General features: G+C 59.8%; 12 protein-coding genes. 4 read left to right on the top strand and 8 right to left on the bottom strand.

Annotation, left to right across the window (positions count from 1 at the left end; translation table 11 throughout):
* Window positions 1-69: 69 nt before the first annotated feature.
* The 4 genes from DVR09_RS09940 to hflX all read left to right on the top strand — a co-directional run bounded on the left by DVR09_RS09940 (window position 70) and on the right by hflX (window position 5,716).
* Window positions 70-2,298 carry a sensor histidine kinase gene (locus DVR09_RS09940; RefSeq protein WP_115417889.1) on the top strand — a complete coding sequence of 743 codons (2,229 nt, stop codon included), beginning with the start codon at window positions 70-72 and terminating at the stop codon, window positions 2,296-2,298.
* Window positions 2,299-2,307: 9 nt separating this feature from the next.
* Window positions 2,308-3,693 (top strand): nitrogen assimilation response regulator NtrX, encoded by a 1,386-nt coding sequence (gene ntrX / locus DVR09_RS09935; RefSeq protein WP_115416789.1) that lies wholly within the window; start codon window positions 2,308-2,310, stop codon window positions 3,691-3,693.
* Window positions 3,694-3,860: 167 nt separating this feature from the next.
* A complete protein-coding gene (hfq, locus tag DVR09_RS09930) occupies window positions 3,861-4,400 on the top strand; it encodes an RNA chaperone Hfq (protein ID WP_115416788.1) in 540 nt (179 codons plus the stop codon).
* Window positions 4,401-4,417: 17 nt separating this feature from the next.
* Entirely contained in the window at window positions 4,418-5,716 is a 1,299-nt protein-coding gene (gene hflX / locus DVR09_RS09925; protein WP_115416787.1) for a GTPase HflX, read from the top strand.
* Here hflX and mazG read toward each other — a convergent pair.
* The 8 genes from mazG to DVR09_RS09890 form a co-directional block, all read right to left on the bottom strand.
* Entirely contained in the window at window positions 5,713-6,477 is a 765-nt protein-coding gene (gene mazG / locus DVR09_RS09920; RefSeq protein ID WP_115416786.1) for a nucleoside triphosphate pyrophosphohydrolase, read from the bottom strand. The two genes, hflX and mazG, sit on opposite strands and share 4 nt — an antisense overlap.
* Before the next feature lie 108 nt (window positions 6,478-6,585).
* Window positions 6,586-6,753 (bottom strand): hypothetical protein, encoded by a 168-nt coding sequence (locus DVR09_RS17185; RefSeq protein ID WP_162814931.1) that lies wholly within the window; start codon window positions 6,751-6,753, stop codon window positions 6,586-6,588.
* Window positions 6,750-7,517 (bottom strand): MBL fold metallo-hydrolase, encoded by a 768-nt coding sequence (locus tag DVR09_RS09915; RefSeq protein WP_115416785.1) that lies wholly within the window; start codon window positions 7,515-7,517, stop codon window positions 6,750-6,752. The genes DVR09_RS17185 and DVR09_RS09915 overlap by 4 nt, the downstream gene beginning before the upstream one ends.
* Window positions 7,514-8,290, bottom strand: a complete 777-nt coding sequence (locus DVR09_RS09910) for a TatD family hydrolase (protein ID WP_115416784.1) — start codon at window positions 8,288-8,290, stop codon at window positions 7,514-7,516. The genes DVR09_RS09915 and DVR09_RS09910 overlap by 4 nt, the downstream gene beginning before the upstream one ends.
* The gene (gene metG, locus DVR09_RS09905) at window positions 8,290-9,849 is read right to left on the bottom strand and encodes a methionine--tRNA ligase (protein ID WP_115416783.1); all 1,560 of its coding nucleotides are present in this window, start codon (window positions 9,847-9,849) and stop codon (window positions 8,290-8,292) included. Before metG ends, DVR09_RS09910 begins: the two co-directional genes overlap by 1 nt.
* Window positions 9,842-10,792, bottom strand: coding sequence for a DNA polymerase III delta subunit-related protein (locus tag DVR09_RS09900; protein WP_115416782.1), 951 nt, complete (start codon window positions 10,790-10,792; stop codon window positions 9,842-9,844). The genes metG and DVR09_RS09900 overlap by 8 nt, the downstream gene beginning before the upstream one ends.
* On the bottom strand, window positions 10,792-11,427 hold the full coding sequence (gene tmk / locus DVR09_RS09895; protein ID WP_115416781.1) for a dTMP kinase: 636 nt from the start codon (window positions 11,425-11,427) through the stop codon (window positions 10,792-10,794). Before tmk ends, DVR09_RS09900 begins: the two co-directional genes overlap by 1 nt.
* Entirely contained in the window at window positions 11,424-12,584 is a 1,161-nt protein-coding gene (locus DVR09_RS09890; protein WP_115416780.1) for a D-alanyl-D-alanine carboxypeptidase family protein, read from the bottom strand. Before DVR09_RS09890 ends, tmk begins: the two co-directional genes overlap by 4 nt.
* Window positions 12,585-12,609: the final 25 nt, after the last annotated feature.

The raw sequence follows: 12,609 nt of genomic DNA, 5'->3' as shown, positions 1-12,609 counted from the left end.
CGCTACACCCCTCCTTTTGTCGTATTTATACTTGCAAACGTGCAACAGTGGCGTTGTATGCGCGCCACGATGGCCACCAGCTTTGCAGATACGAGACGACAGACCCCGCGCTGGTGGCGAAGGTTCATCGTGGCCTCGCGACGTCAGAATTTCATCGCCTATGTCGAAGTCGTAGCAGCGATTGCCTTCCTCGTCATGGTGGCGAGCACTTGGGCGACCTTCACCAATGCCCCTCCGAATGGCGCATTGCTGCCATCCCGACAAGTGGCAGGGCTGCTGATCGGAACGCTCATTCCCGCAATGGCCTTGCTGGTTCTGGCCGGACGCAGGATCGCGCTGCGGCGCGCTGCGGGGAGCACGGCACGCTTGCACGTCCGTCTCGTATTCTTCTTCTCCATGATCGCGGCAGTCCCCACGCTGTTGGTGGCGGGGTTCGCGGCGTTTCTGTTTCAGTCGGGGGTCGATTTCTGGTTCTCCGATGATTCCCGTGGACTGATGGAAAATGCCAACCAGCTCGCGGAAGGATATTACGAAGAGAACCAACTCGATCTTGCGAACGAGACAATCTCCATGGCGATGGATATGCGCGCAATCCTCGGCAGGGTCGAAGTAACCGATCCCAATTTCGCGCTCGTTTATCAGTACCAGGCCGAGCCGCGCGATGTCATCGAAAGCGCGATTTTGCAGGCGATGCCGGATACGACGATGCGCACGGCTGTCGTGTACGGCCTCAACGAGGATAGCGACCCGCGCGCCTTTGCCCAGGATTCGCTGAAAGTCCTTTCCGGCGGCGAGCAGGTGGCCGTGCGGGGGAGCCCCGAACGTATCGAAGCGGTAGCCCCCATCGACCGCGATGCGGGAATCTATCTCTACACCGCTCGCAATGCCGAAGCGGGGACCTTCCGCAGTTGGCAATCCGCGCGTTCGATTTCCACCGCTTACGACGAACTGACCAAGCGCGCCCGCGCATTGCAATTACGGTTCAATCTCGCGCTGTTTTTCGTATCCTTGGCATTGGTCGGCCTGGCCGTGTGGTTCGCGTTGCGGTTCGCCGATCGCCAGGTCGAACCCTTGACCGATCTCGTCGCGGCGGCGCGCAAGGTCGGTGCGGGGAATTTTTCCTTGCGGGTCGAAGGGCGGACCGGCGCGGACGAGATCGGCCTGCTCAATCGCGCTTTCAACCGAATGACAGCGCAACTGGAAAAGCAGACCGATGCTTTGCTCTCGGCCAATACCGAGCTCGAGGAGCGCCGTAGCTTTATCGAGGCTGTTCTGGAATCCGTCAGTGCCGGCATCATATCGGTGGACGAGGATCTCAATGTCCTGCTGATGAACGGTCCAGCGCAGGCCATGCTCGGCAGGTCCGCGAGGGGGAATGGTCCGGATGCGACGCTCGACCAATTGGCACCGCAGATCGCATCGATGGTGCGCGGAGGGCTTTCGCAAGGTGTCGTATCGCATAGTCGCGAGGGCGAACTCCTGACGCTTGCCGTCAAGATCGGGCGTGAAAGCGACGGCCACGTTATCACTTTCGAGGATATCACGCGCCAATTGCTGGACCAGCGGCAGGCCGCCTGGTCGGATGTCGCACGCAGGATCGCGCATGAAATCAAGAATCCCCTGACTCCGATCCAATTGGCTACCGAGCGTCTCAAACGGCGCTATCGCAAGCAGATCGAAAGCGATGGCGAATTGTTCGATGAGCTGACCAGCACGATCGTTCGGCAGGTGGGTGACTTGCGCAAAATGGTGGATGAGTTCTCCAGTTTTGCGCGCCTTCCCAAACCGAGCTTCCGACCTGAGGACGCGATCGATCTCATTCGCCAGTCGCTGTTCCTCCAAGAGGTCGCGCATCCCGCCGTTGATTACCGCTTGCAGGCGCCCCACGGCCCCCAACGTATTCAGTGTGACAGGCATCAACTAGGCCAGGCGCTTACAAATACACTCAAAAATGCTTACGAAGCCATTGAAGTAAAATTGCAATCTGCCGATGTGGATTACCGCGGCAAAATTCTGGTGGAGGTCCAGGCGGACGACGAAGCCGTGACCGTTTCCGTGCAGGACAATGGTATCGGGTTGCCGCAGGACCGGGTGAACATCCTCGAGCCTTACGTGACGACACGCGAAAAGGGCACTGGCCTGGGCCTCGCGATTGTGAACAAGATCGTCGAGGAGCATGGCGGGGAAATGACATTCACCTCGGTCGAATCCGGGGGCACGCGCGTGATCATGCGATTTGCGCGCGATCCGCTCGCCGAAACGGGCGATGCGCAGAAGAATAATCAAAGAGAAGGATAGGGACGCATCATGGCGCTGGATATTCTGATCGTCGATGACGAACGCGACATCCGCGAACTGGTGGCGGGAGTGTTGAGCGACGAAGGCTATGAATGCCGCACTGCCGGCGACAGTACGGCCGCTCTCGAAGCGGTCGATGAGAAGCGGCCGAGCCTGGTTCTGCTCGATGTGTGGCTTCACGGTAGTCCAATGGACGGGCTTGAGGTGCTCGATGCCATAAAAGTGCGCGAACCGGATCTGCCGGTGATCATCTTCTCCGGCCACGGCAACATCGACACCGCCGTTAGCGCGGTGAGCCGCGGTGCAGTCGATTTCATCGAAAAGCCATTCGAGGCCGAGCGCCTGCTCCACCTTGTCGAAAGGGCAACGGAGACCGAGCGCCTGCGCCGCGAAAACACGCGATTGCGGGAAAACCTTGCCCAGGGTGATGAATTCACCGGTAACTCGGCTGTAATCAACGCAGTGAGGGCAACTCTCAAGAGGGTCGCAAGTACGGGAAGCCGGGTTCTCGTCACAGGCCCTGCCGGAGCGGGAAAAGAGGTCGCCGCTCGGTTGCTGCACAGTTGGAGCCCACGTGCGGACAAGGCATTCGTCATCGTCAATTCGGCTCGCATCACTCCCGAACGTTTCGAAGAAGAACTGTTCGGCGAGGAATCCGACGGCAAGCTGGTTCGGCCGGGTCTGCTGGAGACGGCGGATGGGGGCACGCTTTATCTCGACGAGGTTGCCGACATGCCACTGTCGACACAGGCGCGCATATTGCGGGTTCTGACTGAACAGAGTTTCGTCAGGGTCGGCGGGACGCGGCAGATTGGGGTCGACGTGCGCGTTGTTTCCTCTACCTCGCGCGATCTGGCGAAGGAAATGGAAGAGCAGCGGTTTCGCGAGGATCTGTTCTATCGCCTGAACGTGGTTCCCGTGGAGGTTCCCTCGCTCGCCGAAAGGCGCGACGACATTCCCGCACTGGCCGACAGCTTCTTTACTCGCTACGCGACCGAACAGGGCCTGCGTCCTCCAACGGTCAGCGAAGAGGCTCTGGCCGCTCTACAGGCCTATGACTGGCCCGGAAATGTCCGCCAGCTTCGCAACGTGGTGGAACGGACCATCATATTGACGCCGCGCGAAGATTTGGAGCAGATCGAAGCGGATATGTTGCCCGAGGAGGTCATGGGCGGAAAGGCGGGCGGCAATGGCGGTGTAGGAGCGATGATGGGCGCGCCCTTGCGGGAAGCCCGGGAGAATTTCGAACGCGAGTACCTGACCGTTCAAATCCGCAGATTCTCCGGGAACATTTCCAAGACGGCGAACTTTATCGGCATGGAACGATCGGCATTGCACCGCAAACTGAAATTGCTCGGGATGGTCGAACGCAAGGGGCAAGAGCGCAAGAATTAGGCAGGAGCGAAAAGGGATACGTTCTCTGACAAAATCAGGAATTCGTTGCGCGAATAGGCATTCTCTTCCACAATGATTGTGTCTGGAAGGAGATCCAAACAAACTCGGGCGTGGTGGGCGCCCAGATTGCGGCCTTTATTAGGTCTGCCAAGAAACGGGAAAAAGACATGTCCGGTGATCGAACGCTATCGGCACGACCGCGTCCAAAACAGCCCGAATCCGGGCAGGGTAATCGCCCTGCGAATTTGCAGGATGCATTTCTGAATCTGCTGCGCAAGAACAAGGCGCCGGTGACGATGTTTCTCGTCAAGGGCGTCAAGCTTCAGGGCATCGTAACCTGGTTCGACAATTTCTCGATCCTGCTGCGCCGTGACGGGCAATCACAGCTCGTCTACAAGCATGCGATCAGCACTATCATGCCGGCACAGCCGGTCGATACCAGCCAGTTTGCGAGCCAGGGCTCCGGCGCCAAACAGCGCCTGCTGCAGGACGTTTTCCTGAGCCGCGTACGGCAGGCGGAAGCGCAGGTTACCATGTTCCTGGTCAACGGCGTGATGCTGCAGGGCAAAATCGCCGCCTACGACCTGTTCTGTATGCTGCTCGAGCGGGACGGATATGTTCAGCTCGCATACAAGCACGCCGTGTCCACGATCCAGCCCGCAACCCCGGTCGATTTGACCGAAGATTGGGAAGAGGGCGAAAGCTGAGTTTCGATGACGACCTGATGGGCGAGGTGTCGCGCGGTGCGCGGGCACTTGTCGTGTGCCCGGATATACGAGGCATGGCTTATGACCTCGATGCACAATCGCGTCTTGCCGAAGCGGAGGGATTGGCGTTGGCGATCGGTATCGTCATCGCCGAAAGCTTCGTTCTGCCGGTTCGCGAGGTGCGTCCGAACCTGTTGTTCGGGGCGGGGCAGGTCGAGAACATCCGTATCGCCTGCGAGCAGAACGAGGCCGAGCTGGTCGTGGTGGATGGTGCTCTCAGCCCGATTCAGCAGCGCAATCTTGAAGAAAAGCTCGCGCGCAAGGTCATTGATCGCACCGGGCTGATCCTCGAAATCTTCGGCGAACGCGCCGCAACCGCGGAAGGACGGCTGCAGGTAGAGCTGGCCCATCTCGATTACCAGCAAAGCCGCCTGGTCCGTAGCTGGACCCACCTCGAGCGGCAGCGGGGCGGCTTCGGGTTTCTTGGCGGACCCGGCGAAACGCAGATTGAAGCCGACCGGCGCATGATCCGCCAGCGCATGGGTCGTTTGCGCAAGGAGCTGGAGCAGGTCCGCAAGACCCGTGGCCTCCATCGCGAACGACGCGAACGCGCGCCTTGGCCGGTTGTCGCTCTGGTCGGCTATACAAATGCCGGCAAGTCGACGCTGTTCAACCGCCTTACCGGGGCGGCAGTCATGGCCGAGGATTTGCTTTTCGCCACTCTCGATCCGACGATGCGTGCGATTGCGCTGCCCGGGGTTGAGAAAGCGATCTTGTCCGATACGGTGGGCTTTATTTCGGATCTTCCCACCCAACTGGTTGCAGCCTTTCGAGCAACTCTGGAAGAAGTGACTTCGGCCGATGTCATCTGCCATGTGCGCGACATTTCGAATGCATCGACTACCGCTCAGAAGGCGCAGGTTCTCCAGGTCCTCCGCGACCTGGGCGTGCTCGACGGAGAAGGGGAGGGTTCCTCGATTCCGATCCTGGAAGTCTGGAACAAGTGGGATCAACTGTCCCCCGCGGATGCCGAGGATTTGGCGGCGCAGGTGGAAGCCGACGAGGGGATAGTCGCCACCTCTGCCATCACAGGGGAGGGCGTCGATGTCCTGCTCGAACGGCTTGGCGAAATGTTGACGCGCAATGCTGCCCTGCGCACGTTCGAGGTCGCGGCGAGCGATGGCCGCAGAATTGCATGGCTACATGCCCATGGCGAGGTGATCGAGAATGTCGCGGACGAAAGTGACGGGGCAATTCGGCTGATCACAGTTAGGCTCAATCCGAAAGAGCTTGGGCAGTATGAGGCGCTGGCTTAACCGACCTCTCGTTTCGCACGCTGCCAGTATGTCTCTTGCGAGATAAGATCGAGTTTCGCGAAATCCTCGTTCTCCGCTTCGGATAGCCGCTCCATCTCCCTGAATCGTCTTTCGAACTTGGCGTTCGAAGCGCGTAGAGCCTGTTCTGGGTCAACGCCGTAGCGGCGGATGATATTCACGACCACGAAGAGCACGTCGCCAGCCTCCATCACCCGTTCCTCGTCTGTCGGGGCGGCGGCGAGTTCGGCCAGTTCCTCCTGCAACTTTTCGATCGGGCCTTCCAGGTCCTGCCATTCGAAACCAACCCTGGCCGCGCGCTTCTGCAGTTTGTGCGAGCGCAGAAGAGCCGGAAGAGCCTGGGCAACGCCGTCCATCGCGCTCGTCGCACCCGAGGCCGAACGCTCTGCAGCTTTGATATCCTCCCAGCGCTCGTCTTCCATGACTCCGCCTTCGTCGCCGAAGATGTGCGGATGCCTGGCCATCATCTTATCGGAAATCTCGCGTGCGACGTCTTCATAGGAGAAGTCGCCGGCTTCTTCCGCCATACGCGCGTGAAAGACGACCTGAAACAGCAGATCGCCAAGTTCCCCTCGCAGATCCTTCATATCCGCGCGTTCGATAGCGTCCGCTACTTCGTAGGCTTCTTCGATCGTATAAGGTGCGATGGTGGCGAAATTCTGAGCCGTATCCCATTCGCATCCCGTCTGCGGGTCGCGAAGGCGGGCCATGATCGCGAGTAGTCTGTCAGTTTGATGGGACATGGCGTTGCTCTAACCAGAGCGGCGCGGGACCGGAAGGGCTGCAAGCCATAGCTGTCCACCACGACAATCAGCTTGATAATATATATTATGTTAAATGCGGTCATGCATTTAGCGAACCATGTCGATAAACAGGATGACAATGGCGAAGATTCCAGCCCATGCCCCTGCCATGAAAAATCCCCTTCGCAAGCCGACCTGATGCGAACGGAAGCCCGACGCGACAAGGATCAGGAACCCAAGCAAGGAAACCAGCGAAACGATTTGATATTCGTTCACGCGGCCATCTCCAATCCATCGTAACCCACGGTGACATTCGCCGGAACTTCGGAACATAGGCTCCGGTAGTCCATGCTCTTGTCCATATGCGTGAGCACGGTTTTGCGCACCTTGGCCTTGCGCGCCAGCTCGAGAGCCATATCGAGATTGGCGTGCGTTGGATGCGGCCGCCTGCGCAGGCAATCGACCACCAGAATATCGGCGCGTTGAAAGCACCGGACCATTGCCGGTGTGATCTCGCTGAAATCGGTGGCGTATACGATCGACTTACCATCGGCCTCGAAGCGAAAGCCGGTGCTTGTCACCGGACCATGCGGCATCTCTACATGGTCGAAGGAAAAGCCCGCAATCAGTTGTTTTTGCGTGATTTCCCGAAGATCGATTAGGGTAGGATAACCGAACTGACCTTCGAAGACATAATCGAAACGCCGCCGCAACCGTTCGCAGGTCACCTTGCTCGCAAAGCCCGGTAACGGATTGCTGCGATCATACCGCATGACCCGTAGGTCATCGATACCGTGGCAATGGTCGGCATGGTCATGCGTCCAGAAGACCGCATCGACCTTCGCAACTCCGTTGGCCAGAAGCTGCGCCCGCAAGTCCGTCGAGGTATCGACGAGGAGCTTTCGGCCCGCATCGTTTTCGACGATAATCGATACACGCATACGCCGGTTGCGCGGCTCGTGCGGGTCGCATTCGCCCCAGTCGTTGCCGATCCTCGGCACACCTGTAGACGTGCCGGAGCCGAGCATCAGCAGTTTCACGCGACCGCCTTGCTGAACAGTGTGTAGAAATTGCGCGTGGTATACTCTGCCAAATCTTCGAGGCTTTCGGAGCGCAAATCCGCGAGGAATTGGGCAGTGTCGCGCACGAAACCGGGTTCGCAGGTCTTACCGCGATGGGGGACCGGCGCGAGGAAAGGGCTATCCGTTTCGACCAATAGCCGATCCTGAGGAATGGCTTTGGCGAAAGCCTGCAAGTCCTTGGCATTCTTAAAGGTAACGATACCCGAAATCGAAATGGACAGTCCAAGCTCCAGCACGCGCTCGCCGAATTGGGCCGAAGCGGTGAAGCAATGGATCAGTGCCGGGAAGCGCCCCTTCCCCAATTCATCTTCGAGTATCTCGAGCGTGTCGTCTTCGGCATCGCGCGTGTGAATGATCACCGGGAGCTGAAGCTCGCGCGCTACGTCGATGTGCATTCGAAAGAGCTTCTGCTGCGCGGCGCGATCTGAATGATCGTAATAGTAGTCGAGCCCGGTTTCGCCGATCCCGATCACCGTTTTTTCCCGACAGGCTTCCAGCAGTTCGTTACGGGTTAGGTCGAGATGCTGATCCGCGTTGTGCGGATGAATTCCGACGCTGGCGAAAATGTCGGCATCGGCCTGGGCCGTACCGATCACCTGCCCCCATTCCGAACGCTTCGTCGAGATGTTGAGGAAGGCCTGCACCCCTGCCCCGCGGGCACGGTCCAGTACCTCGCCCTGCTCCTCGACGAGGCCTTCGTATTCGAGGTGGCAATGGCTATCGACCAGCATCAGGCGGGCTCTTCTTCCGGCAGTTCGAGGCGCGGAAAGACCGGTGTGGGCTTGCCGATCGAGTGCCCGGCACCAGCGAGCGCGCGGAACCAACCATCGTCCGCGAGATCGGCGTAAGCCCGCTTCTCCGCCGGAACGCCAAGCTGGTCGAGCACCGCAGCGGCCTTCTCCGGCACTACGGGCTGAATAGCGATGGCAAGATCCCTGATCGCCATGAAAAGCGTCTGAAGCACGGCCTTCATCCGCTCCGGATCGGTTTTCTTGAGGGCCCAAGGCGCCTGTTCGTCGACATAGGCATTGCAGGCGTAGACCGCCTTGAGCCAGGCTTCGATCCCGATGGAAAACGCGAGTTGCTCGAATTCGCGCGGCAGGATGTCGGCGCAGACCTCGCGGACCTTGGCAAGCAAAACCTTGTCGTCGTCCGACGGCTCGAAAACTTCCAATACGCCATCCATATTCTTGGCGATCATCGATAGCGTGCGCTGCGCGAGGTTGCCAAAGCTATTAGCCAACTCTGCATTTACTTTATTTACAAGTGCTTCTGCCGAATAGCTACCATCCTGTCCGAAGGTCACCTCGGCCAGTAGGAAATAGCGCAGCGCATCAACCCCGAACTTTTCCGCCAGCTCCATCGGGTCGGTGACATTGCCCAGCGATTTCGATTCCTTGACGCCGCGATTGAGCAGGAAGCCATGACCGAAAACCTTTTTGGGCAGCGGTAGATCGGCGCTCATCAGGAAGGCGGGCCAGTAAATCGTGTGGAAGCGAACGATGTCTTTGCCGATCAGATGCAGATCGGCCGGCCAGAACTTTTCCCACAATTCGCCGCCGTCGGGATAGCCGACGCCGGTGATGTAATTGGTCAGCGCATCGACCCAGACATACATGACGTGACCGTCGCTGTTCGGGACCTTGACACCCCAGTCGAAACTCGTCCGGCTAACCGACAGATCCTGCAAACCGCGTTCGACAAACGCGACCATTTCGTTGCGTCGGCTTGCCGGTTCGAGAAAACCGGGCGTTTTGAGCAATTCGAGCAGCGGTTCGGCATATCGCGACAGTCGGAAGAACCACGTCTCTTCCTCGGTCCACTCGACCGGCGTGCCTTGCGGTGAGAGCTTTTCGCCCCCCTCCCCTTCGACAAGCTCTTTCTCGTCGTAATAAGCCTCGTCGCGGACCGAGTACCACCCCTCATAGCGATCGAGATAGAGATCTCCCTTTGCCTCCATCGCTTGCCAGATCGCCTGACTGGCACGATGGTGATCGGCATCGGTCGTGCGGATGAAACGATCGTAGGAGATATTCAAGACATCGAACAGCTCCCTGAAATAGCCCGACATTTCATCCGCGAGCTCACGCGGCGTCTTGCCCATGTCGCGCGCTTTCTGGGCCATTTTCAACCCATGCTCGTCGGTGCCGGTCTGAAAACGGACCTCGCGCCCGCGAAGGCGCTGGAAGCGGGCGATTACATCGGCCGCGATCGTTTCATAGGCATGGCCGATATGCGGCCTGCCATTGGGATAGTGGATCGCGGTGGTAAGGTAATAAGGTTCAGCCATCGGCCCGCTCGCTAGCCGCAGCGGCCTTCGCGAGCAAGGTGCCGATTTCCATCGCCAGAAGCCCGGCGTCGAAATTGTAGGTCGGCTGCTCGCCGCTCAGGCGTACCAGCTCGCTATGCGCGTCGATTATCCTGTGCGGATTGTCCAGCGAAGCCTCGAGACGCTGCGCCACCACCGATCGCGCAAGTTCCAGGACGGCGCGGATGCGTTCGCGGTCCGGACGGGCGCCGATCAACCCGGCCAGCGTGCCCCGGAGGTGAAAATCGGGATCTCCCCGGTCGAGGATGTTCCCCATGGCCTGCGCGACCTTGCCCAGTTCCATGTCGACGAATTGCCGAGCGGCCCCCGGAGACCCCGCAGCCGCCGCAATGGCTGCCGCCCGGGTTGCGTCATCCGCATCCGGCGCCAGATCGCGTAATAGAAGGTCCATTTGCGCTTCGGATACGGTCGGGAAGCGCAATACACGGCAGCGCGAGCGGATAGTGGGCAATAGCCGGGCCGGGCTGTGGGAAACCAGGAGGAAATATGTCCCCACTGGTGGTTCCTCCAGACTTTTGAGCAAAGCATTGGCGGCGTTGCGCTCGAGATCGTCGGCCGGGTCGACGATGATGGCACGCCTGTCGCCCATTGTCGGCCGCGTACTCAGCCTGCTTTGCATGGCTCGGATCTGTGCGATGCGGATGCTTCGGGCCAATTCGTAAGGTTTACCATCGGCGCGCTTGCGCTCTTCCTTGTCGTCCTTGGGAGCATATGTGAGCACATGGATGTCCGGGTGGTGCTGGGCCTCGGTTTGATCCGCTCCGACGAGTTCGCGCGCGGCCGCCAGGGCAAAGCTGCCCTTACCGACGCCGCGGCGCCCCGCCAGCAACCAGGCATGGTGCATCCTTTCCCCTGCCAGCGCCTCGTGCCACTCGCGCCAGGCGGTTTCATGGCCAAGCAGCATCAGGGGGTTCCCAAAAAGCGTGACAGCGCATCGAGGACCTTTTCGTGCACCTCCTCGACGGACCCCCTGCCATCGACGATAGCGAATCGATCCGGCTCGGCCCGCGCGAATTCCAGAAAGGCAGCGTTTACGGATGCGTGATACTCGGCTGCTCTCCCGCCGATCGCATCGCTTTCCTCTCCGTCGCGATTGACGAGACGCGCGGCGACATCGCCAATGGGCGCGTCGATGACGACTGTGACATCCGGCACCAATCCGCCGCTGCCTATCTCGTGCAAAGTCCTCACACGATCATCGCCCATCCCGCCCGCTCGGCCCTGATAGGCGCGACTGGAATCGAGGAAGCGGTCGCAGATCACCCAGTCGCCGGCCTCGATCGCGGGGCGAATTTTGCGGGCAACGTGATCGGCCCGCGCGGCAGCGAAAAGCAGCGCCTCCGCTCCGAGAGTCCAGCCCTCCCCGGGTGGCGAAAGGAGCAGCTCTCTGATCGCTTCCGCACCGGGTGTTCCGCCCGGCTCGCGCGTCAATTCAACCGAACGGCCTTCTCCACGCAGAAATTCGGCCAACAAGCGAGCCTGGGTCGACTTGCCCATGCCTTCGCCACCCTCGAATGCGATGAAACGGCCCGGCATCAGGTAAGCCAGCTCCTGAAGGCATTGAATACCCTTTGAATCACCGTCGCCTCGAGAACCTCCTCTCGGGCTACAAGCGGGACGCGGTAACTCGGCATGCCCGTCACGGTGACGAGAAGTTCGGCAACATGTTCGCCCTTGGCGATCGGCGCGCGCAACGGCCCTTCATAGCGGACCGAGAGTGAAATTTGCGGCTCTCTGCCCTTCGGTACGGATACCCGTATGCCTCGCGGCGTCGTCAAGCCGACCTCGGATGCGCCTCCACCTTGCACACGGGCGCTTGCCACCCGTTCGTCAGGATCGATAAGCGTCCGACTGTCGAACGCCTCAAAACCCCATTCAACAAGGGAACGGGAGGCATACGCCCGGACACGCCCGCCTGGACTGCCGGCAACGACCATGATCAGGCGCCTCCCGTCGCGTTGTGCCGAGCCCAGGAAACCGAACCCGGCCTGATTGGTGAAACCGGTCTTGATACCGTCCGCACCTCTTACCACGCCCGAAATCGGATCGTGGTTGCTTTGCGTAATACCGTTATATTCGAATTCCCTGGCACCAACGAAATGGCGATATTTCGAAGGATGGCGGGTCACCATTGCCTGCGCCAGCGTTCCCAGATCGCGGGCGGTGACAAAGGTCCTGCCTTCATCCATCCACCCGTTGGGATTGCCGAACCGGCTGTCTGCCATGCCTATCTCGCGGGCCTTGGCGTTCATCGCGGCGACCCAATCTTCCACCGATCCGGCGGCTCCTTCCGCCAGAACGACGGCGCCATCATTGGCCGAAACGGTAGTGACCCCATGCAGCAGATCGTCGACCGTAACGCGCGCGTCCGCCGACAGGAACATGGTGGATCCCTTGCGGCTCCATTGGCGGAACGTTTCAGGTCTGATTCCAAAAACCTGCTGGGGGAAAAGCCGCCCCTCCTCCATCCACTCGAATGCCAGGAAAGTGGTCATCACCTTGGTGATCGATGCCGGCATGAAGCGACGGTCGATATCCCGTTCGAAGAGGACTTGTCCGCTCGACGAGTCGAGGAGGTAAGCGATCGGCGCGTCTTCCACGCTGGGTATGGCGGGACCAGGGTTATCCCTCGCTCCCAGTGGTGCGGCGACCAAAACCGTTGCCAGAACGGCGAGCGAAGTCAGACGATAACTCAAATGGGCTCCCTCTCGCCGAGGCAAG

This window comes from Erythrobacter aureus (genome assembly GCF_003355455.1).
Taxonomy (GTDB): Bacteria; Pseudomonadota; Alphaproteobacteria; order Sphingomonadales; family Sphingomonadaceae; genus Qipengyuania; species Qipengyuania aurea.
The sequence above is the reverse complement of the archived record's forward strand: the minus strand, read 5'-3'. Positions and strand labels throughout refer to the sequence as shown.